The sequence below is a fragment of the Nostoc sp. genome, from assembly GCF_036919895.1.
In the GTDB taxonomy this organism is placed as follows: Bacteria; Cyanobacteriota; Cyanobacteriia; order Cyanobacteriales; family Nostocaceae; genus Nostoc.
The window spans coordinates 1-22,314 of record NZ_JBALBW010000012.1; the positions used below are offsets into that span (position 1 = coordinate 1).

19 protein-coding genes and 1 pseudogene are annotated in these 22,314 nt (G+C 41.2%); 17 read left to right on the forward strand and 3 right to left on the reverse strand.

Annotated features, from left to right (window positions below; translation table 11 throughout):
- Window positions 1-165: 165 nt before the first annotated feature.
- The 7 genes and pseudogenes from V7K55_RS01895 to V7K55_RS01925 all read left to right on the forward strand — a co-directional run bounded on the left by V7K55_RS01895 (window position 166) and on the right by V7K55_RS01925 (window position 8,006).
- Window positions 166-507, forward strand: a complete 342-nt coding sequence (locus tag V7K55_RS01895) for a CU044_2847 family protein (protein ID WP_334827624.1) — start codon at window positions 166-168, stop codon at window positions 505-507.
- A 6-nt stretch (window positions 508-513) separates the two neighbouring features.
- Window positions 514-1,368 carry a trypsin-like peptidase domain-containing protein gene (locus V7K55_RS01900; protein WP_334827626.1) on the forward strand — a complete coding sequence of 285 codons (855 nt, stop codon included), beginning with the start codon at window positions 514-516 and terminating at the stop codon, window positions 1,366-1,368.
- Window positions 1,369-1,418: 50 nt separating this feature from the next.
- Window positions 1,419-1,517, forward strand: a pseudogene (locus V7K55_RS01905) (hypothetical protein); the annotation flags it as partial.
- On the forward strand, window positions 1,510-3,168 hold the full coding sequence (locus V7K55_RS01910; protein ID WP_334827627.1) for a hypothetical protein: 1,659 nt from the start codon (window positions 1,510-1,512) through the stop codon (window positions 3,166-3,168). The pseudogene V7K55_RS01905 and the gene V7K55_RS01910, both read left to right, overlap by 8 nt.
- A gap of 14 nt (window positions 3,169-3,182) precedes the next feature.
- A complete protein-coding gene (locus tag V7K55_RS01915; RefSeq protein ID WP_334827629.1) occupies window positions 3,183-5,975 on the forward strand; it encodes a tetratricopeptide repeat protein in 2,793 nt (930 codons plus the stop codon).
- Window positions 5,968-7,461 carry a radical SAM/SPASM domain-containing protein gene (locus tag V7K55_RS01920; RefSeq protein ID WP_334827631.1) on the forward strand — a complete coding sequence of 498 codons (1,494 nt, stop codon included), beginning with the start codon at window positions 5,968-5,970 and terminating at the stop codon, window positions 7,459-7,461. The genes V7K55_RS01915 and V7K55_RS01920 overlap by 8 nt, the downstream gene beginning before the upstream one ends.
- A gap of 263 nt (window positions 7,462-7,724) precedes the next feature.
- Complete coding sequence (locus V7K55_RS01925; RefSeq protein ID WP_094343499.1) at window positions 7,725-8,006, forward strand: hypothetical protein; 282 nt, start codon at window positions 7,725-7,727, stop codon at window positions 8,004-8,006.
- A gap of 215 nt (window positions 8,007-8,221) precedes the next feature.
- Here the strand turns inward: V7K55_RS01925 and V7K55_RS01930 are convergent, their stop codons facing one another.
- A complete protein-coding gene (locus V7K55_RS01930; RefSeq protein WP_334827633.1) occupies window positions 8,222-8,353 on the reverse strand; it encodes a hypothetical protein in 132 nt (43 codons plus the stop codon).
- 477 nt (window positions 8,354-8,830) lie between these two features.
- Between V7K55_RS01930 and V7K55_RS01935 the strand changes: the two genes are divergently transcribed.
- From V7K55_RS01935 to V7K55_RS01960, 6 genes are all read left to right on the forward strand, one after another.
- Window positions 8,831-9,157 carry an RNA recognition motif domain-containing protein gene (locus tag V7K55_RS01935; protein WP_334827635.1) on the forward strand — a complete coding sequence of 109 codons (327 nt, stop codon included), beginning with the start codon at window positions 8,831-8,833 and terminating at the stop codon, window positions 9,155-9,157.
- Window positions 9,158-9,277: 120 nt separating this feature from the next.
- A complete protein-coding gene (rpsU, locus tag V7K55_RS01940; protein WP_012407716.1) occupies window positions 9,278-9,466 on the forward strand; it encodes a 30S ribosomal protein S21 in 189 nt (62 codons plus the stop codon).
- Window positions 9,467-9,645: 179 nt separating this feature from the next.
- Window positions 9,646-11,406, forward strand: a complete 1,761-nt coding sequence (locus V7K55_RS01945; protein WP_334827637.1) for a serine/threonine protein kinase — start codon at window positions 9,646-9,648, stop codon at window positions 11,404-11,406.
- Between the two features lie 173 nt (window positions 11,407-11,579).
- Window positions 11,580-12,077 carry a hypothetical protein gene (locus V7K55_RS01950; protein ID WP_334827639.1) on the forward strand — a complete coding sequence of 166 codons (498 nt, stop codon included), beginning with the start codon at window positions 11,580-11,582 and terminating at the stop codon, window positions 12,075-12,077.
- A 348-nt stretch (window positions 12,078-12,425) separates the two neighbouring features.
- Entirely contained in the window at window positions 12,426-12,989 is a 564-nt protein-coding gene (locus tag V7K55_RS01955; protein ID WP_334827654.1) for a pentapeptide repeat-containing protein, read from the forward strand.
- A gap of 160 nt (window positions 12,990-13,149) precedes the next feature.
- Window positions 13,150-14,337, forward strand: a complete 1,188-nt coding sequence (locus V7K55_RS01960; RefSeq protein WP_334827641.1) for a M20 family metallopeptidase — start codon at window positions 13,150-13,152, stop codon at window positions 14,335-14,337.
- A gap of 244 nt (window positions 14,338-14,581) precedes the next feature.
- Here the strand turns inward: V7K55_RS01960 and V7K55_RS01965 are convergent, their stop codons facing one another.
- The gene (locus V7K55_RS01965; protein WP_334827643.1) at window positions 14,582-15,634 is read right to left on the reverse strand and encodes a hemerythrin domain-containing protein; all 1,053 of its coding nucleotides are present in this window, start codon (window positions 15,632-15,634) and stop codon (window positions 14,582-14,584) included.
- Between the two features lie 649 nt (window positions 15,635-16,283).
- Window positions 16,284-16,781, reverse strand: a complete 498-nt coding sequence (locus tag V7K55_RS01970) for a pentapeptide repeat-containing protein (RefSeq protein WP_334827645.1) — start codon at window positions 16,779-16,781, stop codon at window positions 16,284-16,286.
- Between the two features lie 218 nt (window positions 16,782-16,999).
- Here V7K55_RS01970 and gcvT point away from each other — a divergent pair, with 218 nt between their 5' ends.
- From gcvT to V7K55_RS01990, 4 genes are all read left to right on the forward strand, one after another.
- Window positions 17,000-18,136, forward strand: coding sequence for a glycine cleavage system aminomethyltransferase GcvT (gcvT, locus tag V7K55_RS01975; RefSeq protein WP_334827647.1), 1,137 nt, complete (start codon window positions 17,000-17,002; stop codon window positions 18,134-18,136).
- Window positions 18,137-18,261: 125 nt separating this feature from the next.
- Complete coding sequence (gcvH, locus tag V7K55_RS01980; RefSeq protein WP_069072677.1) at window positions 18,262-18,651, forward strand: glycine cleavage system protein GcvH; 390 nt, start codon at window positions 18,262-18,264, stop codon at window positions 18,649-18,651.
- Window positions 18,652-18,808: 157 nt separating this feature from the next.
- Window positions 18,809-21,772 (forward strand): aminomethyl-transferring glycine dehydrogenase, encoded by a 2,964-nt coding sequence (gene gcvP / locus V7K55_RS01985; protein WP_334827649.1) that lies wholly within the window; start codon window positions 18,809-18,811, stop codon window positions 21,770-21,772.
- 329 nt (window positions 21,773-22,101) lie between these two features.
- A complete protein-coding gene (locus tag V7K55_RS01990; protein ID WP_334827651.1) occupies window positions 22,102-22,230 on the forward strand; it encodes a hypothetical protein in 129 nt (42 codons plus the stop codon).
- The last annotated feature ends 84 nt before the right edge of the window (window positions 22,231-22,314 follow it).

A 22,314-nucleotide genomic window follows, 5' to 3' on the forward strand; every position in this document is an offset into this window, starting at 1 on the left:
TCACTAGGAGTCCTCTTATGCTCAAGCAAGCAACTCCAAAACTATTTTTCTCACTGCTGCTACTGTACTAGTTAGTCACGCAAAGTGCTGTATGTACAAAAACTTCTGCAAACTATCTTGATTATTTAGACATTCAACTATTAGTTCAAAATAACAGGTTCTACCATGACTCGGAAACAAATCACAGAGTTTTCTCTAGAAGATGGTACAAAGTTTTTAGCTGAAGTTGATGAGCCAGAAAATAGCAATTCTCTTGTCCGTGTTGCTAGACCAGATGCTGGACAAATGGTAGTTGAAGCTAAAAAGAAATTTGATGAAGTATTAGATCAAATACAACCTGTAGCTTCAGCAATTATCATCAAACTAAGTCAGCTTAATACACCTGCCGATGAGGTAGAGGTTAAGTTTGGTATTAAGTTAAATGCAGTTGCAGGTGCAATTTTTACTTCTGTAGGTGGTGAAGCTAACTACGAAATCACCTTGAAATGGAAGCAAAACAAGGCATAGTAACAGATGGCATCCATTGCAGATAATTATATTCCAGCTTTTAGGTCAGCGATCGCTCGAATTTTCCATCCCAATGGTGCGGTAGTTGGTGTAGGTTTTTTAGTATCGGGGCAAACTCGAAATTATATTCTGACATGCGCTCACGTTGTTACCTCGGCTCTATCTTTACCAGAGGATATTATTGAAGCTCCTAGTCATGATATTGACTTCGATTTCCCCTTAATTGCATCAGGGCAACAACTAAAAGCTAAAGTTGTTTTTTGGCAACCCGTTGTCAATAACGTATCAACCTCCGAACCTGAAGATATTGCTGGGTTGCAAATAGAAGGACAGTTGCCTAAAGAAGCGCAACCTATCAAGCTAATCTCAGCTAATAACGTCTGGGAGCATCCTTTCCGCATATTCGGTTTTCCCCACGGACACAACGATGGCGTTTGGTCTACAGGGGTGTTGCGAGACGGGCAAGGAAAGGGATGGGTGCAACTAGAAGATAGTAAGGTAACTGGCTACAGGGTAGAACCGGGCTTTAGTGGTGCGCCTATATGGGATGAAACCCTTGCAGGAGTAGTTGGCATGGCTGTGGCGGCGGAGAAACAGCGAGAAAATATCAAGACTGCTTTCATGATTCCGGCGGATGTATTGAGCAAAGCATGGGATGAAATAACCTTGCCGATTTCATCAAATGCACATACTCAAAAGAGTCCAAGCCGGGTACAACAACTCAAAATCAAAACTTTGCAACAACGCTTTGAGATTCTAAGTAGTGACTATGAGGCAGCTTACAACCAACTTAACTATAGCGGTTCTCAGTTGAGTGAGGTACAAGAACCCCACCCCCAACCCCCTCCCCGCAAGCGATGAGGGGACTATGATGTACCTCATGTGATTAGGAAACGCTATATACACTCGCCGCGAGCGATCGCAATATCATTCAACGGCAAATAAACACCATACTCCAAGAACTTGAACGAGTAGAAAGCGAACTTAATGTATCTAAATTCAATGAATAATGCCTCAGAGTCACGAAAAAATTATCTAGAGCAGTTAATAGCTAATTTAAAAACTGAGATTGAAAGTATCAGTAAACAAATAGGGTGGACGCTTAATGATGTAGATAAAAATAAGTTACAAAGGCAAATTGATAATAAATTCGATGCAATAGAACAGGCTGAATCAGAGTTAAGCCAGTTAAATCAACAATCCCTAGAGCTAGTTGATTTTGATAAAATACCATTCACTAATCGGGATGCTGCAATTATTGATATTACAGCAACTAATTCCCCTACTTATCGTCTGATAACGGCTCCCAAGGGTTACGGAAAAACAGAATTTCTCAAACAGATACAGAAGCGGTTTCAAGAATTACGATGGTGTTGCGCTTATGCCTCTATGTCAGGCGATCAAAATATTGAAGACTTAGAAAAGGAATTAGCTAGTTCTCTCAATCTTCAGATCCAAGAAGGGCATGAATTACCTTCGGGAGAGCGCTTAGGTTTATTATTACATAGGAATTGGGCTAAATGGCAATCGCAGGGTAAAAAAGGCATTGTACTGCTAATCGATCTAGATGGAAATGCTCCACACAAACAACGTTTAAACGAAATTTTTGATCAGCTTAAACAATTGGGATGGAGAATTGAAAAATGTTTGAAAGAATTACAATTTTTTAAAGATAATTCCAAGAGTCTTCGAGTTGTAATAGCGGCTCGCTGTCTTACCGATCTCCCCTCTGATAGAATTTTCCCTAAGCTAACCCTCTCTCCTTTTAATTGGGAAGTAATTCAGGACACAGCAACAAAATATCTCAAGCCAATTGAAATGACTTCTGAAAGTCTATCTCTATTGGCAGGACACTTGTTATATTTAACTGGTGGGCATCCAGGGTGTATTGCTGAAGCCTTAAAAGTTTATCGAAGTGGCGGTTATACAGTTAATTGGTTTTTAAACAGTTATGGCAGCAAAATATGGGAAAGAACTCTCAGACAGTGTAGAGATCAGATTAAAGAAAGTTTGAGAAAAGAAAATAATCATCTTTATGAATCTATTGAAAAACTGAGTATATTTCCCATACTAAATGGTAATTGGATCTTAAAGGAAGCCGTTCGGAGATTTCAGTTACCTTTCAGTGACGATAGTTTTAAATTAAATGCTGAACTGACAAAAACATCTATTTTTACTCGTGACAAAACGATTATAAAAGATGGAATGACCCGTCGGCTGCTAGTTATTGGTCTTCTCCGAGAAAGTTCGCCTGATAGCTTTCAAAAGCTTTGTAGCGAAGCGGCTCAAATCTGCTGGGAATATGTTCATGAGCTTAAATCCAAGAATGATTCTGCTGTGGCGGGAACTTGGTCAATGCAGTATTTTTTTCAAAGTCTTCAGCAACATGCTGGATTTATCAATTGTGGTGCTGATAGTTTAGCTTATCGACAAGAACTTCGCAGAACTTTCTTTGAGCAAACTGTTGAAGAAACTATTGGAATATTCCGCAATACAGACCGAGAACAAACTCACGAATTTCTGTCTACCCTTAAATCTGAAGTAGAGCATGACTGGGAATTTCAGTTTCTTGTCAATTACTATCTGCATAATGACGAATATAATGATACACCCTATAGATGTTTAATTCATAAACTTGATGACGCTATTCAAAATAACTAACTCAGGAGTCTATTATGTTTGAAATAGATAAATTAGAATTTGTTGGCCGTGAAGAACATCTAAATAGAATTATTTCCCTGATTCAGAAAAATAACACACTGCATGTTGTTTTAGTAGAAGGTAGAGGTGGAATTGGCAAAACTTGGTTGCTTAATGAATTACAAAACCGCCTCAATCAAATTCAAATCTGGAGAAGTGAAATCATTGATTGCGATACCCCTATTTTTAATGATGCAGAAGATTTATGCACTCAAATTGCCAAGCAATTGTATGATAATACATATCAAGAATGGCTGCTCAGGTTACGACAACTAAGAGAAGATGAAAACCACCTCAGTCAAATCGCATACCAAGAAGAACGCAGACAAATTGAAAAGTTTTTGGTAGATGAAATTAATCGGAAATCCAGACAACAGAGACTAGTCTTTCTAATTGATACGGTTGAGAAGTTAGGACAACCAGAAATAAGAGCGGAAGTTTGGGAATATATCGCTAATTTATGCCAGCAACTAGATAACGCCGTATTTATTTTAGCAGGTCGCCCTAGCATTGCTCGTCCAATTCTAGAAAAGTCATTCAAGGAAGAAGAATTAACTTATTTTGAGTTAAATGAATTTACTCGTGAGGATGTGCAGACATATATTATTTCTAAGGAGGAGCAACTTCACTTTAGTCTTGGGGAAGACTTAGTTCAAAAAATCATAGTTCTTTCTGGTGGCAGCCCCATAATGATTGAATTTGGAGTAGAGTATGCTTATCGAGAAGTTATTCCAGATTGGTTAGAGAGTGAAAATATAGAAACTATTCCAGCTAGGTTGGAAAAAACAGGCGGATTTGAAGCTGAAATGGTTCGTCATATTACACAGCTTCGGACATCAATGGACAGGCTAACGCTATTACTTTCACGTATCTACCCATTAGATAGTTATGATATTGCTAATTTATTAGAACTATCGATAGAAGATGCTGAAAAATTATTTATTGATGCCCAAAGCTACTTTTTTATCAAACCAGTAATGAGTGGTAATCAAATATCATTGCATGATATTGTGCGAGACTTAGTTGATAAATATGTGTGGACAGATATTGACCCAGATTTTGAATGGAGAAAACGAGATAGTCGGATTGCTGCTAAATATTTCGAGCAAAAAGATTATCAGTTAGGGCCCCAAAAAAGGATATTAGAGGTTCAACTTTCCTCTGATGATTCTCATAAAGTAGCCAATATTGAGTTTCTAATTGAAGAACTGAAACAATTACGAGAATTCAATACTACGCGATGGCTATGGAATGCTTTATATGCCGATCTGATCGTAGGCTTTGAGGCTTGGTATCAAGTTACTAACACAATCCGTACTCAAGCTAAGAAAATTAGCTTTGTTAAGCAATTATTAACACTTATTAAAAAGTTTGAAAAAGACCTAAACCCAGATCAAAAGCTTAGACTAGTTATTTTTGAATCAAGGATTGTTTACGCCCTTAAAGACAAGAGTACAACAGAATATGAGGTAAAAAAACTGGAGGGGATACTATCTGAACAATCTTCTAATTCTTCTCATAAAGCAGATATTTATAATGTCTTGGGAATACTGAATACCAAGTTACATCTTTATCACGAAGCTTTGAAATATCAGCAAGAGTGTTTATCCCTAGTTCAAGGAAACAGGCTATCATCTGCTATACCTCGCGTAGCTAACCAAGTTGGTTATCTTTATCGACAACTTAACAAGTTTAACGAAGCTGAAAAATATTACAAACTAGGTTGGGATGCTGCGATGGAAGTTGATATACCTGACAAAGGCTTAACTCAAGTTATGGCTAGCATTCAGAATAACTTAGGATTTTTGTACGGACAACAAAAAGATTACGTAAAGGCTGAACAGTGTTTTAAGGCAGCCATTGATATGTGGTCTAGTGTTGAAAGTGAACGTGAAATAGCCGATGCTGAAATTGCTTCTGCTGCTATTTTGGTAGACAATGGTAATTATATTAAAGCTAAACAGCTACTTGAACGAGCATTAAGCCGTTGCGACAATGAAGAAAACGATAATCGAATATTGTGTAGGGCATACTTTCAATTAGGCTTAAATCAGTGGTTTAGTGCTGAGGTAGTAAATGAAGCCGTTTGGGATGTGACACAAGTACAGTGGGATCTCAATCTGCTAAGTCTTGCTCAAGATGCTTTAGAAAAAAGCCTGAAACTGGCAGATAAATACGGACTTGAAGAGGAATTACCTAAAATTTTGCACCAAACGGCCAGTGTCTATTGGCATCTTGGGTTTCAAAAGTGCGATCGCTCGCTGCAAGAACAAGCTCTCAAACTAAACGATCGCTCTTACCAGACTAGTCTAGAGTACAATGACATGCGGTATGCCATCGATAGCCTGGTAGGGAAAGCAGAGTTTGATTATTATGCAAAAGCATACCAGCGTATTTCAGATTATGCACGGGAACTTAGCGATCGCTTCTTATCATATCAAAATACCTATCAATTGTACTTTGGTCGGATATTACGGATAGAAGGTGATGTTGCATTTCAACAAGCGAACTACGATCTTGCCTTTGCAAAATATGCTCAAGGCATACCTCAAATCTTCCAGGATGGAGGTTTTGGGCCGTATTCGATTCAACATGAGCTAAATCTGCTGCAAAAGAAAATCGAACGATTGCCGATAGAACTTGCTAAAACTTTAATCCAGCAACTCAAACATCAATGGCAAGATCATAAAGCTCTCAAGGAATGGTGTGATCAACAAATGTTTCTGACTAGAATCCGTGCAACAAAACAGCCATCTTCTCATGCTTAGTAAAAAAAACGATCAACCCAGAATTTTAGTTTCTCTCAATTCTACCTGCGTACCAACTGGGCAATGCGATTGTGATGGAGGGGACTGTGCCTGTGATTTATCCCCTTTAGTAGAATTAAGCTCAGATACCCAATTATCTTTGGGGATGTTGGAAACAGAGTTTGTGATATCTCCCAACTCGCAAATCATGAATCTAGATGATACTTACTCTATCTGTTACGGGACTCATCATAACGTAGTAATTCTAAATCAATCCGCACTATATGTACTAAATATATTTAAAAAGCCTCATAAATTACATAATATCACAACAACGCATTCTCATATTAACGAAATAGACTTAAAGGCAGCTATTCAGGAACTATATCAAGCCCGTTTAATTATTCCTAAAAATAATAGCTCATTTAACCTAAATGAAATACCAGAAACTTTATCAGCATGGTTACATATCACCGATCGCTGTAACTTAATATGTGACTATTGCTACCTTCCTCATTTAGCAAGGGATATGTCAATAGATATAGGTAGAGCCGCTATTGAATCTACATTTCGCTCTGCCACCTTAAATCATTACCGCCGCGTCAAACTAAAATATGCGGGCGGAGAAGCCTTACTATGTTCTCCTTTAATCAAGGATCTCCATTTATATGCTCAATCTCTTAGCGAAGACAGAAATATTATATTAGATGGAGTCGTTCTCAGTAATGGAACATTGATTACCCCTGAGATTATTGAGATGCTTCAAACCTTGAATCTACGTCTAATGATTTCACTAGATGGGTTATCAGATTTCCACAATATTCAACGAACTTATGCAGGTGGAAAGGGTTCATTTCAAGATGTTGAACGAGGTATTAAGATTGCTTTAAAAAATGGGCTGATACCTGATATTTCGATCACCGTTAGCGGGCGGAATGCAGAAGGATTACCTGATCTGATTGAATGGATATTAGAGCATAATTTGCCCTTTAGTTTAAATTTCTATCGGGAAAACGAACTGTCAGCTTCTTACGAAGATTTGCAACTAGAAGAATCTAGGCTGATTCAGGGAATGTTGGCAGCGTTCAAAGTTATAGAATTGAAATTACCTAATCGAAGCTTATTAGGTTCATTAGTCGATCGTGCTAATTTAGCATCTCCTCATAAACGAACTTGTGGAGTTGGACAAAGCTATCTTGTATTTGATTACCAAGGACAAATTGCCAAATGTCAGATGCAACTACATAAAACTGTATCTTCAATCAACACTCAAGATCCTTTAAGTGTTGTGCGACAAGATAAAACAGGTATTCAGAATTTATCTGTTGAAGAAAAAGAAGGCTGTCGTACATGTGAGTGGAAATATTGGTGTACGGGTGGTTGCTCTTTGGCTACGTTTAAGGCTACAGGCCGTTATGATATTCAATCTCCAAATTGCAATATTTACAAAGCTTTATACCCTGAAGCTCTTCGGCTAGAGGGCTTGCGTCTTCTCAAATATAGTTAAGTAGGTAGATGCAGTGAATTGCTATACTTCTTACTTGAGAATTTCTCCAAATCGCATTTAGGCTCCCAACAGCTATATTCGCGGATTTTGTGTGAGTATATCTTTTAATATACTCATATATGAATATGCTTTAACGTTCTCATCTCAGCAATTAGATGGTTGGAAAGAGATGAACCCAAGTGTTTTAATTTTATTAAAGAATTTGCAATCAAATCTCAGCCTATTCTCAATAGTCAATCTAGTAATTTTCGTGGTGATTAAAAATGACATCTAATACATTAGTTGATAAAACTTTCCGTGATAGTGATGGCAATATTGTTATAGCCCAAATGCCAAACCTACCACTTATTGTTTGGATAGCAACTACTTTACTCGCGCTAATTTTTACAAATGGCAAAATCAATACAGTCTTAGAAGTACTAGCAAATGGCTCATTGTTTACTTGGGCTTGGCTAGAATTATTTCAAGGCGTTAATTATTTTCGCAGAGCGCTAGGTCTTGCAGTATTTATTGGTATTATTGTATCAAAAATTCAGTATTCATAACTGACTCAGTATGTAAGCGAAATTATCCCATGATTGTAGTCAGAAAATTTAGTAATTCACGGTATTAAGTATTTAAGAGGGCTTCGCAGTTTGTAGTTAGTTAGTAATAACTAGGACTTACGTAAAAATTGCCAAAAAACTTCATTTATCGTAGACACATAGTAGCTTGCCCCAGGCTACTGCCAAGATGCCAAAAACGCCTTCTCTACGACAGGCTACGCCAACACACTGAAATTTCTTGGTTGAGATGGTAATTTTTCGATCGCAGCTTGCCCACATTTCTCGCCCATGCTACTGACAAAATCTTTATCCTCTCGAACCTGCTTCTCTACGAGGTGCTGCTTCATGTTGCGAAATGGGCGCGATTGCCGACGACAGGCGAGTAGGCGATCGCATCTGAATAATTAGAAACCGACATAGCCTTTATTTGTTGCTTGACTTTAAGTTTCGTATTAAAATCTTGAAGTAATGCTTCATGGTTAATGCAGTCAAACGTTCAATTCGGATATTCAAAGATTTGCCCCTGCTATGTCTGATTTCCTTTATCACCCTACAGAATTTATCTTTTTCCATTTCCAACCCTTTTGTGTGTTGGGCTGTACTTAGGGTAAGTGGGGGCAGGCGATCGCAATTTTCGCGATCGCCTCGCTGGTTAACTAACTATCTACTGGATGCAGAGAGCTGGCTCCTATGTCATCCTAGATTTAGGAGAGTTAATTCAGTGATGTCTTTGATTTTAGTATTGAAAGGCTTTTCCTTTTAGTATTTACAGACTTCTCAGAGAAATTAAAATCTCTACACAGTGATGATTTTGGAGCGAATCGATGTCAATTTACGTAGGTAACCTCTCTTATGACGTTACACAAGAAGATTTAAGTGGTATTTTTGCAGAATATGGTACTGTAAAGCGAGTTCAAGTGCCTACTGACCGTGAAACGGGTCGTCCGCGAGGCTTTGCTTTTGTGGAAATGGGAACTGAAGCTGAAGAAACAGCTGCCATTGAAGCTCTCGACGGTGCAGAGTGGATGGGTCGTGACCTTAAAGTAAATAAGGCTAAACCCAAGGAAGATAGAGGTGATAGAGGTTCCTTTGGCGGAGGAGGCCGGGGAGGATACGGTGGTGGCGGCGGCGGACGCGGCGGACGCTACTAAATCTTGGAAACCAAGAAAACTTACCAAGAGTCTTAAGGTCAGACAAAACAAAAGTCTGTCTTTTTTTTGTAATGTTACCGCTTGCATATCATTGATTAAGTCAACTTAGTAGGAGAAATAATGACCCAAGTAATTGTCGGTGACAATGAACACATTGAATCAGCCTTACGACGATTTAAGCGAGAAGTTTCCAAGGCTGGAATTTTTCCAGACATGAGAAAGCATCGTCATTTTGAAACACCCTTAGAAAAACGCAAGCGCAAAGAAGTCGCCAAGCACAGACAGAGTAAGAGAAGTTTTCGTAATTAAGAACTGACATAGCTATAAACCAATAGGCTTGGGTTAGTGATATTTTGTTTCGGAAGATCCCCCCAGCCCTCCTTAAAAATGCCCTCATAGATTCTATGAGGGTTTTCCTTTTGCTTATTTAAAAATCACGAAACCTCAAGAAACGCTAAAATCAACTCAGCCTTTGTATTGTAGCGGTTGTGTCCCACATCACTCAGAGTGCGGTTCACTGCATAAATCCTGATTGTCAACGTCCTTATCCCCAGCCTTGGGGAAACAAATTTTGCAACAGCTGTGGCGCACCGCTAGAGTTGTTAGACCGCTATGTTCCACTTCAGCCATTAGGTTCGGGAGGATTTGCTCAAATCTATACGGTTTGGGATGAAAAAACTCAAACAGAGAAAGTGCTGAAGGTGTTGGTAGAAGATTCACCAAAGGCACTGGAGTTATTTACCCAAGAAGCGGCGGTTTTATCTAGTTTGCAGCATTCGGGTGTCCCCAGAGTCGATGCAGAAGGGTATTTTCAGGTACAACTGTTTAACCCCAAACCGCACCAACTACCTTGTCTGGTAATGGAAAAAATCAATGGGCGGACTTTAGAGGAGATATTAAAAAAGTTTCCCCAAGGTTGTCCAGAGAATTTGGTTGTAAACTGGTTTGCTCAAGCTGTAGAGATTTTACAAGAATTACACAAACGTCAGATTATTCACCGGGATATTAAACCCTCTAATTTAATGCTTGGCACATCTTCGCTCACTGTAACCCTACCTCAAGGGCAAACAGAAGGCGATCGCTTGGTACTGATTGATTTTGGTGGAGCAAAGCAATTTAGCGCCTCTAAACTGCGTTCTCAGTCTAGTTCCACCCGCTTATTTTCTTCTGGCTACAGTCCACCAGAGCAAGTGAGTGGAAGTATTGTCGGGCCAAGTGCCGATTTTTATGCCCTTGGTCGAACGGTGATTGAACTGCTAACAGGTAAGTACCCGCTAGAGTTGGAAGATCAGCAAACTGGAAAATTGCGCTGGCGAAGTTCGGTAAATGTCAAACCAGAACTAGCAGATTTACTGGATGAGATGGTGCAGGATGATGTGCGATCGCGTCCAGCAAATGCAGCTATGATTCAAAAACGCTTGGCAAAGATTGCTCAACCATTACCGCCACCAGGATTATTTGCCCAACTGCGAGACAAGGTTAAGCAAGCGTCAACGCAAGTTTCCCAGAGATTTACCCAGTTAATCCAAGCTATTGAACAAGTTTTAGCTAACTTTAGCCAAGCTGTAACTAAAACTGTTGTTTTTATCGCTCAGACAATCATCAAAATTTTCCAAGCTTGTTTGGCGACCATTTGGGCAATGATCTTGGCTTATGTTGGCGCTTGTTTTGGTGCGATCGCTGGTTTTATTTTGGCATATCATACCAGCTTGGGGCGTTGGGTTGTGGAATTTACTTCGAGTCAGCTAAACCAAATAGTCCCAAATACTCAACCCGTCTTTGCGGCAGATATTTTAGTATTTGTCGCCGCCGGCTGGGGAACCGCTTGGGGGCTAACAGTATCTGGATGTTTTGGTCAACGGCGGCGTTTTTTAGTAGCGTCGCTGATGGGGATGATTAGCTATGGCTTTGGTTGGTTCATTTTGCAATTAATCACCCCAAAAGATAGCGGCGAGGGCTTAGTGGCAGTGATTTTAGTAGCAGCTTGCCTACTCACCTTGAGCTTAGGTCTTCGCAGCCATCATGTAGTGTACGCTGTGTTTGCTGCCTTTGGTAGTGCGATCGCTTATGCATTTTTGATTATTTTGAGATTAGCACCGCCGATCTTCCAATTTACTAGTCAACCAGGCTGGTCAGAGTTACAGTTACCTCTGATTTTTTTTGGTTCTATGGGCTTCTTCATCAGCTTCTGGTTAGGAGTCAGTTATTACTTAATTGTCCCTGGATTGCGCTTTTTAGGATGGCGATGAAAGAGGAATTCCTATATTTAGGACTTGGGTAAGTGTCATATTTTTTTGTAGAGGTTATCAAGAGTCAAAAAATCTAAATCTTGACCCTTGACTTCGATAACATGATGATATCCGTGCCAGTTGCGTAAGTCCTGCTATTTTAGCTGTTAGATACAAATAATTGGGGATTAACTATGGAACCTATTTCTATGATTATTGCTGCTTTAGGTGCTGGTGCGATCGCTGCTACTAAAGATACCGCAGGAACAGCAGTTAAAGATGCCTATCATGGGTTGAAAAGCTTGATTAAGAAGAGGTTTGAAAGTGAACCAAAAGCACAAATGGTTTTAGAAGAACACGAAACAGACCCTGAAACCTATGAAGCACCACTTAAAAAGAAATTAGCTGAAGCTGGTGCTGATAAAGATGAGGAACTTATTAAGTTAGCGCAGGAGTTGCTCAAACAGGTAAAACCTGAAGAGTCAGGAGCAGGTAAGTATAACACAGTCTTTCAAGGTGAAGTGAAGGGCGCTCAGGTGGGCGATCGCACTTCGGGGAAACTTCACAGGCGATCGCGTTTTGGGGAAACTTCAGGGGCGATCGCATTTGGGAAAACTTCAGGAGCGATCGCACTTTGGGGAAACTTTAAAGGCGATCGCGTTTTGGGGAACGAAACCCAACATCTTCATTGATTTGTTGAGTTTTACTTCCCTACAGGACGCTACGCGAAGGTTCAACTCAACCTATAGAGTTTATGGTTTTAACCAAGTGCCTAAAAACAAGATCCCCCTAGTCGTATTTTTCATCGAGCTAGGGGGATCACATATATGGTAGTCTATAAGAGGTTCGGTATAGTTGCTTACGAATCGATTCTATAGCCTATATTTCAGTTTGAGTAGTCTTACCACTAGAATTTATAGTATTTTTACAGCTTCTTAATGAATGCTTCATCCCTGTTCTTCCTTAGAGAAGCGGTATATGTAAGTATGGCAGTACGCAGTATGCGTAAATTGTCATTTTTGTGGATATCTGTAAAAAATATGAACTTTAAGATTGTTGCTACCGTCGCTTTGTTGGCTTGTTTTGGGTTTGCAGAGCAAGCCCTGGCGTTAAATCAGCTAGATTTGGATCAGTTGAAGGCAACAAGTGCCTGTCCCCGGTGTAATTTGAGTGGTGCTGACCTAACTCAACTGAATTTAACTGGAGCAAATTTGCGAGGGGCCGACTTGAGTGGTGCAATATTATCTAAAGCTAATCTCACCAAAGCCGATCTCACCGGTGCAAATTTAGAAGGTGCAATTCTAAATTTGGCGAATCTTAATAGTGCTTCCTTAACCGGAGCAAATTTGAAATCAGCATCCTTGGAAAATGCCGATCTGTCTTATGCCGGTTTCATCAGCGCCAATTTAGAAGCAGCAAACTTAAAAGATGCGAAATTAGAATTTACCAATTTTCGGGGGGCTAATTTTCGACTAACAACTCTAGCTAATGGTGTCGTCACCTCCGATATGCCTTATAACTGGTCGTTAGAGCGTCAAAAGAGCAGAGAATGTAACCAGTTCAAACCTGAAAATACTCCAGGCACAACCTGTTATTCAAAATAAACTGGGGATTGGGGATTGGGGACTGGGGATTGGGTAATAATCAATAGCTTTTCTTTCTCTGCTTCCTCTGATTGTTCTCAACTATCCTTGTATAGCAAAAGCATTTTGTTTGTTAACAGTTCTTTATCATGGGAAAAAAGCTTGTAGATTAACTAAATCGATGCTTACCCATATAAAAGACTTAGCAGCAAAACTAGCGCCTCGCTTGATTGAAATTCGCCGGCACATCCACTCTCACCCAGAACTCAGTGGCCAGGAGTACCAAACAGCAGCCTTCGTCGCTGGTGTTTTGTCTTCCAGTGGTCTGCATGTACAAGAAGGAGTTGGCAAAACTGGTGTTATTGGAGAGCTACAAGGCACTACTAGCCAAAATAAGCGTTTATTGGCAATTCGTACTGATATGGATGCTTTGCCAATTCAAGAGGGTACAAATTTGGAATACGCCTCTCGCGCCGAAGGTATTATGCACGCTTGTGGTCACGATGTCCATACCACTGTGGGTTTAGGAACGGCAATGGTGCTGTCCCAAATGGCGGAGGAGTTGAGTGGAAAAGTGCGGTTTTTATTTCAGCCAGCCGAAGAAATTGCTCAAGGGGCAACCTGGATGGTGAAAGATGGGGCGATGGAAAATGTCTCGGCTGTATTAGGGGTTCATGTTTTCCCTTCTATACCCGCAGGATCTATTGGTGTGCGTTATGGGGCATTGACAGCCGCCGCAGATGATTTAGAGATTTTGATTATGGGAGAATCTGGGCATGGGGCGCGTCCTCATGAAGCCATTGATGCGATTTGGATTGCTTGCCAAGTCATTACTGCACTGCAACAAGCTATCAGCCGGACGCAGAATCCCTTGCGCCCTGTTGTATTGAGCATCGGGAAGATTAATGGTGGCAGAGCGCCAAATATAATTGCGGATAAAGTGCAGTTATTAGGAACCGTGCGATCGCTCCATCCCGAAACCCGCGCCCATCTCCCTAACTGGATTGAAAATATTGTATCTAATGTTTGCCATACCTACGGAGCAAAGTATCAAGTCAATTATCGCCAGGGAGTACCCAGCGTCCAAAATGATTACACCTTGACACAATTATTACAATCAGCCGCAGAAGAAGCTTGGAGTAGCGATCGCGTCCAAGTTTTACCCGAACCCTCCCTTGGTGCTGAAGATTTTTCTATGTATTTGGAACACGCCCCCGGTTCCATGTTTCGCTTGGGTGTAGGCTACAAAGAAAGAATCATCAACCACCCATTACACCATCCTCAATTTGAAGTTGATGAATCTGCCATTATCACTGGGGTTATAACTATGGCTTATGCCGCTTATAAATACTATCAGCAAAATGTTTAAACAAAACTCCCAGCTTTGGTGTGCTGGGAGTTTTTGTTTAGATATCTCCAGAAATTAAATATGCATTATCTAGAACCCTTGTAGAGAGGTAGCAGTGCTACGTCTCTACATTCTTTTTCACCAGATGTCTTTTAACTTTTTTAGTGGATATATAGCGGTTCCCATTCAGATGCGGTACAATATCGCATCCCCGGGTGTAGGGGCACGGCAGTGCCGTGCCCCTACGGGTGTGCTCAGAAGCATCCTATACATTCGATTCAGTAACAACACCTAGCTTTTGTTGAATTCGGGTCTTAGCAGCTTTGAATTCAGTAGCCAGTTGCTCACTTTGCTCAGTGCTTAAGTTGTTGCGAATGGCAGCAAACATTGTGCTTTCTTCTTGACGAATATGATCGGCAATAGCTTCCCTCAGCTGTTTGACTTTCTCTTTGAATAGCGGTGAAGATGGGCTGAGAGCCTTAATTTCTTCTAACGCCTGCTTTGCATGAGCTTGTTCATCAAACAGTTCTTGGGTGTTGTCTTGACCATAGAAAGGACGTACTTTTGGGTATACGACTTCCTCTTCAGCTTCAGCGTGGACACTTAGATCCTTATAAATTTGACCGAAGTACTCTTGGATGTTCTGAGAATTGTCGCTTTGGATCAATTCGGCGAACAGGGTATTTAGCTTGTTATGATCGAGGCGGATGGCATCTTGGATATTCATATCCTTTTTGTCACTGGCTTGGGTAACAGCGCTACCTACCACACCACTGACTGCGGCCAAAGCGTCTTGAACACGCGCCCAAATTCCTTGATCTGCATCTTGTCCTGTGAGTTCGCGGACACCCAGAATTTCTAAAATACCTTTGAGTTGTTCTTGGTGAGCGCGGCTTTCAAAGTTAATGGTATTGAGAGGTGCGATCGCTAACAAAACGTCAGCACCAACTTTTTGAGCAGCTTTATGAACTATCAAACCAGTGGTTACTAGTTGATGTTTCAGCAATTCATGCTGAGATACTTTGTCATACAGACTTAGTTCAGAACTTTTGAACAATTCTTTCGATTTTTCAATGAATTCTCTAACAATCTTTCTTGGTTCAGCCTGGATGCCATACTGACCAATTACAGTTTCTAGAATGCCAAGATTTTTTTCGTCATCATTGAGAAAATTTCGGATGCGATCGGCGATTTCGGAATCGAGTCCTTCTTTCAAAAACAGTTGCTCTTTTTCGATAACCAACTGTTGCAGTGCTTTCAGATCTGCCAATTTAATAGCAATAGCATTGCGTTTCGTATCATCTAAAGTAGCTACCATCTGTGTTCTCCTCGGCAAGTGTTCGTAGTCCTTACTGATATAACCTTGACACAGAGTTTAGGGAGATTCCATCTTTCTTTTGAGCGATCGCTTTCACCACTATGGGTAGAAAAAATAATTTTTCGTAGCAATTTATATGTTCTTATACTTTTAGATAGATATCTGAAATATCAACTCAAACTGTATCCTGAGATAGATACTTATTCGGTTTTATTTTATCAAATAGAATGAAAGTATATCTATTAGAATACGATTGAATTTTATGAACTATAGTATTTGGTAATTCAAAATAAGCTCCAAATCACAGAGAGCATCGCAATTTGGCAAAAATATACGGAACTGACGTAAAAATCCTTTTAAATCCTCTTCTCTTTGTGTCCTTCTCTAACGAGACGCTGCGCGAATGCGGTTCGTTTTTTATTCTCCGAGATAAGCCAGAATCTCGGATGTAAATTAAACTTGCACATTTGGGATGCTCCCCAAATCACAAGGCTTTAGTTGATGCTTCCAAGGTTCGCTTGATTAAAATTCGTAATGATATTTTGCTTCGTTTAATCCTCTCTCAACATCCTGCCAGATTACAAACCTTAAAAGGGAGACTTTGCTACTTTTAGGTAGTTCTGTCCACCTTTTAACGAGCGGTTGGCTTTTACTTACATCCTAAAGACTGGCGGGTATCTACACCAGTTTTAGAGTTAACACCATTGGCTTTCACGCAAAGCTTTTTCACTTGCGTCCCATCTAGAATTGCATTTGTAAAATCAGCACCCGTGACATTTACATCATCAAAAGTAGAACGTAGCATCATTGCATCGGTTAAGACAGCATCACTCAAATCAGCCGCCTTAAACCTTGTGAGATAAGCTATGCCTTCACTAAAATTAGCACCATGGAGATTTACTCCCTCCAAAAGGGTACCGTTAAACACACCACCACGTAAGTCAGCATTGCTAAAATTAGTATTCTCTAATTTGAGATTGGTAAACTCAGTGCCAATTAAACTCTGACCAGAGTAATCCTTACCCTTGAGTTCATCATTACCCATAGAACGGGTAATACTGGAAGAACTTGCAGCTTCCGCCGATAGGGGAAACAAAAAAAGAACCAAAGCTAAAACACAGCTAGCTATTAGTCGCCAATATTTCATAATGTCTTCTTAATAAATCTCAACACTTCCACCATTAACTATTAAACCTCACAGAAGAGGACAAAGGAGTGAAGAAGGGAAGAGGGTAAAGCTTACAGGGTAGAAATTATTCCTTATCACCTACCACCTGTCACCTCTTCCCTAATCTCTCGTAGGATGATAGATGTTGAGGTGCGATGCCTAACGGCAAGTTGCTCCGCATATACGCAAAATTACCTGTGGCTAATCAAGAAGACAACGCCCAATCTCTGGCGCAAACCCCTTTATATCAAGTGGGTGTAGAACTCAAAGCCCGCTTTACCAGCTTTGGCGGCTGGGAAATGCCCGTGCAATTTAGTGGTATTAGCCGCGAACACGAGGCTGTAAGAAATACAGCCGGAATGTTCGATATTTCCCACATGGGTAAATTTACCCTCCAAGGTAAAAATCTCATTTCCCAACTTCAGTCTCTAGTGCCTTCAGACTTGAGTCGATTGCAACCTGGTCAAGCACAATACACCGTATTGTTAAATCCCCAAGCTGGAATTATTGACGACATCATTGTTTATTACCAAGGTGAAGACACCAGTGGTATACAAAAGGCATTCATCATAGTCAATGCGGCAACCTCTGGTAAAGATAAAGCATGGTTATTGCAACATCTAGACCTGGGTAAGTTGGAATTCCAAGATATTTCACCAGAAAAAGCCTTAATTGCCGTCCAAGGGCCAAAAGCGATTAAATATCTCCAGCCGTTAGTGCAAGAAGACTTAGAACCAATCAAAGCCTTCGGACATTTAGAAGCAACCCTACTAGGTAAACCTGCCTTCCTAGCCCGCACAGGTTACACCGGAGAAGATGGCTTTGAGGTAATGGTAGACCCAGATGTGGGGGTAGAATTGTGGCGAAATCTCCATAAAAATGGTGTTATCCCCTGTGGACTTGGTGCGAGAGACACCCTGCGCCTAGAAGCAGCGATGGCACTTTACGGACAAGATATCGATGACACCACCACACCCTTAGAAGCAGGTTTGGGGTGGCTAGTTCACTTAGATACCAAAGGTGATTTTATCGGACGAGAAGTTTTAGCACAGCAAAAAGCCACTGGAGTGCAGCGCCGATTGGTGGGTTTACAAACCCAAGGGCGTAACATTGCCCGTCATGGCTATCAAGTGTTATCAGCAGGTAAAGTGGTGGGAGAAGTTACCAGTGGCACTCTGTCGCCCACACTTGGTTATCCCATTGCTTTAGCCTACGTTCCTACCCAGCTAGCAACCGTTGGTCAGCAGCTAGAAGTCGAAATTCGTGGCAAAGCTTATCCAGCAGTTGTAGTTAAACGTCCCTTTTATCGGTCAAAAAATCGTGTTGCCAACTGATAAGCGCCGAGGTTTTTGAGGAATAATGTGTTGTGAGTTACTCAATCTACAGTAAGGTTCATTACTAGATATGGCTTGGATGACTGTTAGGGCAATAATTTTTTTGATAAGGGAGAGGAAGTGATATGTCTTTTGAATATCCTCAAGATTTTAGATACCTCGATTCTCATGAATACGTGCGAATAGATGGCGAAATTGCCACCATTGGCATTACTGAGTTTGCCGTCCATGAATTGGGTGATATCGTCTTTTTGGAACTGCCAGAAATTGGCGACGCTCTGACCAGGGGAGAAAACTTTGGCACAATTGAATCAGTAAAAGCCGTTGAAGAACTGAATTCACCAGTCACAGGGACGGTTATAGAACGCAATGAAGCCTTAATTAATTCTCCCGAAGAAGTGTCAGAAGACCCCTACGGAGAAGGGTGGTTTTTGAAGGTGCGCGTCAATGACCCTGGTGAAGTTGAGGATGCCTTGACAGCAGATGAGTATCGCGCCCAAGTGGAAGGGGAGTAAGAGGCAGGGGGAGCAGAGGAGAAGTTGTAGTAAGTCTTTCCCCTCCGCCCCTCCACTCGAAAATAAGTCATGAAATTTAGATAAAATTAAAAATTACACCTACTTCTCATCAGTATTTATTGCAAAATATGAAATAGTACCATCTGGAGAGTAATTTGTGGTATTGAACGCCCCTATTCTCAAGTCTAATGAGCAGCAAGTGCTGGACGGAAGAAGTCAAAAGTTAAGTAGTTTTGTGCCAAGACACATTGGCCCTAACTCCGACGATATCCAGCTTATGCTTAAGGTTTTGGGGTTTCCCAGCCTGGATGCCCTAATCGATAAAACAGTTCCCCAGACAATTCGGCTGAAGCAACCGCTAAAGTTACCAGAAGCCGAAAGTGAGTATGCAGCACTGGCATCTTTAAAAAAAGTTGCTGCCAAAAATCAGGTTTTTCGCTCATACATCGGTATGGGATATTACGACACTATTACCCCACCTGTGATTGGGCGTAACATCCTAGAAAACCCAGGTTGGTATACTGCTTACACTCCTTATCAGCCAGAAATTGCCCAAGGGCGACTGGAAGCCCTACTAAATTTCCAAACCCTGATTATCGACCTCACAGGTTTGGAAATCGCCAATGCTTCATTACTTGATGAAGCTACAGCCGCAGCTGAAGCAATGAGTTTAAGCTACGGTGTCTCCAAAAATCGGGCAAATGCCTATTTTGTCTCTCATGATTGCCATCCCCAAACTATTGACGTGTTACAAACACGGGCTAAACCATTAGGGATTAAGATCGTTGTCGGCGATCATCAAACATTTGATTTTGATCTACCAATTTTTGGGGCTGTTCTGCAATACCCCGCAAGTGATGGCACTATTTACGACTACCGTGCTTTTATAGAAAAAGCCCATGCTAAGGGTGCATTGGTGACGGTAGCAGCAGATCCTTTAAGTTTAACTTTGCTAACCCCTCCTGGAGAATTTGGTGCTGATATTGCTGTCGGTAGCACCCAGCGCTTTGGTATTCCGTTGGGGTTTGGGGGGCCTCATGCGGCATACTTTGCGACGAAGGAAGAGTATAAACGGCTGGTTCCAGGGCGAATTGTGGGAGTATCAAAAGATGCTCAAGGTAAACCTGCATTGCGTCTGGCCTTGCAAACCCGTGAACAGCACATCCGCCGCGAAAAAGCTACTAGTAATATTTGTACTGCACAGGTGTTGCTGGCAGTAATGGCGAGTATGTACGCCGTCTATCATGGCCCAGATGGACTGAAGCAAATTGCTGTAAATATCCATTCTTTGACAGTGTTGCTAGCGGAAGGACTGAAGCGCTTGGGTTACAGCATCAGTTCCAAAGATTTCTTTGATACGCTGCGAGTAGAACTAGGAAGACGCAATTTAGAAAATATTTTGGCAGCTAGCGAACAGCTTCAAATTAACCTGCGGGTTTTTGATGCAACTGCTGTTGGTATATCGCTGGATGAAACAACTACACCAGAAGATTTAATCGACCTTTGGCAGATTTTCGCTGGTACAGATGATTTACCCTTCACTCTAGAAGAATTAACCTCTTCCTCATCCTCCCATCTTTATCTCTCTCGTACAAGTACATATCTCACCCACCCAGTCTTTAACCGCTATCACTCAGAAACGGAGTTGTTGCGCTATATTCACAAGCTGGAAAGCAAGGACTTGTCGCTAACTACATCGATGATTCCTTTGGGTTCTTGCACAATGAAGTTGAATGCAACAGCTGAGATGATTCCGGTAAGTTGGGAGGAATTTAGCAAGATTCACCCATTTGCCCCTGCGTCGCAAACTCAGGGTTATCAACTCCTGTTTAATCAGCTTGAGGCATGGTTAGCTGAAATTACTGGTTTTGCAGGAATTTCTCTGCAACCAAATGCTGGTTCTCAGGGTGAATATGCTGGACTTTTAGTGATTCGCCAGTATCACGAAAATCGAGGTGAAGCACACCGGAATGTTTGTTTGATTCCCACTTCAGCGCACGGGACAAACCCGGCGAGTGCGGTGATGTGCGGGATGAAGGTGGTGGCTGTTGCCTGTGATTCACAAGGTAATATTGATGTTGATGACCTGAAGAGTAAGGCAGAAAAACATAGCAATGAATTAGCCGCCTTAATGGTGACATATCCCTCAACTCACGGTGTCTTTGAGGAGCCAATTCAGGAAATCTGCGCTGTTGTTCATAGTCACGGTGGACAAGTTTACATGGATGGGGCAAATATGAACGCCCAAGTGGGAATTTGCCGTCCTGGAGATATTGGCGCAGATGTCTGCCATTTAAATTTGCACAAAACCTTCTGTATTCCTCATGGTGGCGGTGGCCCTGGTATAGGGCCTATTGGGGTAGCCTCTCATCTTGTGCCTTTTCTCCCTGGACATACTGTAGTAGGGACTGAGGGCTGGGGACTGAGGACTAGGAAAGAAGAAATTCCCAATCCCCAATCCCCAGTACCCAGTACCCAACATATTGGTGCTGTGGCGGCTGCGCCTTGGGGTAGTGCGAGTATCTTGGTGATTTCCTGGATGTACATCGCCATGATGGGTGCAGATGGTTTAACCCAAGCAACTAAGGTGGCAATTCTCAACGCTAACTACATCGCGAAGAAACTGGAATCGTACTATCCGGTTTTGTATCAGGGGAAAAATGGTCTAGTTGCCCATGAATGTATTTTAGATTTGCGATCGCTCAAAAAATCAGCTGCGATCGAAATCGATGATGTAGCAAAGCGTCTGATAGATTACGGTTTCCATGCGCCAACTGTCTCCTGGCCTGTAGGAGGTACAATCATGGTGGAACCTACTGAAAGTGAATCTAAACAAGAGTTAGATCGTTTCTGCGATGCGTTGATTTCTATTCGCCAAGAAATTGCCGAAATAGAATCAGGCAAGGTGGATACCCAAGATAATGTTTTAAAAAACGCACCTCACACTGCCGAAAGTCTGATTACAGGAGAATGGCACCATTCCTATTCTCGCGAACAAGCTGCCTATCCTGCGTCTTGGACTCGTGAATATAAATTCTGGTCTGCTGTTGGTCGCATTGATGCAGCCTTTGGCGACAGGAATTTTGTTTGTTCTTGTCTGCCAATGGATGCTTATTCCTGATAGCACCATACAGTTTAGTTAAAATTTGCTCTCCTCAACTCTCATTTTCCGAAAGTTGAGGGGATTTTTTAATAACTTTTTTAGCTACAAATGTCTCAATTTCATAGTTTAACGATTATCCCGTTCCCCCAGTGGAAATATTATTGGGAATATTAGTTTGCATAGTGCGAGAAGGTTATATTAGATATTTTTATCTTTAATTTAAGGCAAATGTACTTAAGCCTCTACATAATTTTCATGCGTATTCTTGCGGTTGTCAGTGTATTCCAAGTTGAGGCATTTTGTAATCAGTTATTTTGTTATGAAGCTTTTTAATTGGATTCGGAATTATGGCACATAATACGCAAGTTACAACAGATGAACTGTATCATGTTTTTGTACCTTATCAAATAGCCAAGCAGGGTGGAACTCAAAAATTTACTTCTAGAACAGGAAAAATCTATGAAGTAAGTAGGTAGGCGGGAAAAAATCCAACTATGTTAAGATAAGTAAATACGGAGAATGTACCTACCGAGGTGATAAATAATATGGGCGCTCGTTTA

Coding starts and splice junctions, on each gene's coding strand:
- V7K55_RS01895 (WP_334827624.1), top strand. CDS start 166: ATGACTCGGAAACAAATCACAGAGTTTTCTCTAGAAGATGGTACAAAG.
- V7K55_RS01900 (WP_334827626.1), top strand. CDS start 514: ATGGCATCCATTGCAGATAATTATATTCCAGCTTTTAGGTCAGCGATC.
- V7K55_RS01910 (WP_334827627.1), top strand. CDS start 1,510: ATGAATAATGCCTCAGAGTCACGAAAAAATTATCTAGAGCAGTTAATA.
- V7K55_RS01915 (WP_334827629.1), top strand. CDS start 3,183: ATGTTTGAAATAGATAAATTAGAATTTGTTGGCCGTGAAGAACATCTA.
- V7K55_RS01920 (WP_334827631.1), top strand. CDS start 5,968: ATGCTTAGTAAAAAAAACGATCAACCCAGAATTTTAGTTTCTCTCAAT.
- V7K55_RS01925 (WP_094343499.1), top strand. CDS start 7,725: ATGACATCTAATACATTAGTTGATAAAACTTTCCGTGATAGTGATGGC.
- V7K55_RS01930 (WP_334827633.1), bottom strand. CDS start 8,353: ATGAAGCAGCACCTCGTAGAGAAGCAGGTTCGAGAGGATAAAGATTTT.
- V7K55_RS01935 (WP_334827635.1), top strand. CDS start 8,831: ATGTCAATTTACGTAGGTAACCTCTCTTATGACGTTACACAAGAAGAT.
- rpsU (WP_012407716.1), top strand. CDS start 9,278: ATGACCCAAGTAATTGTCGGTGACAATGAACACATTGAATCAGCCTTA.
- V7K55_RS01950 (WP_334827639.1), top strand. CDS start 11,580: ATGGAACCTATTTCTATGATTATTGCTGCTTTAGGTGCTGGTGCGATC.
- V7K55_RS01955 (WP_334827654.1), top strand. CDS start 12,426: ATGAACTTTAAGATTGTTGCTACCGTCGCTTTGTTGGCTTGTTTTGGG.
- V7K55_RS01960 (WP_334827641.1), top strand. CDS start 13,150: ATGCTTACCCATATAAAAGACTTAGCAGCAAAACTAGCGCCTCGCTTG.
- V7K55_RS01965 (WP_334827643.1), bottom strand. CDS start 15,634: ATGGTAGCTACTTTAGATGATACGAAACGCAATGCTATTGCTATTAAA.
- V7K55_RS01970 (WP_334827645.1), bottom strand. CDS start 16,781: ATGAAATATTGGCGACTAATAGCTAGCTGTGTTTTAGCTTTGGTTCTT.
- gcvH (WP_069072677.1), top strand. CDS start 18,262: ATGTCTTTTGAATATCCTCAAGATTTTAGATACCTCGATTCTCATGAA.
- V7K55_RS01990 (WP_334827651.1), top strand. CDS start 22,102: ATGGCACATAATACGCAAGTTACAACAGATGAACTGTATCATGTTTTT.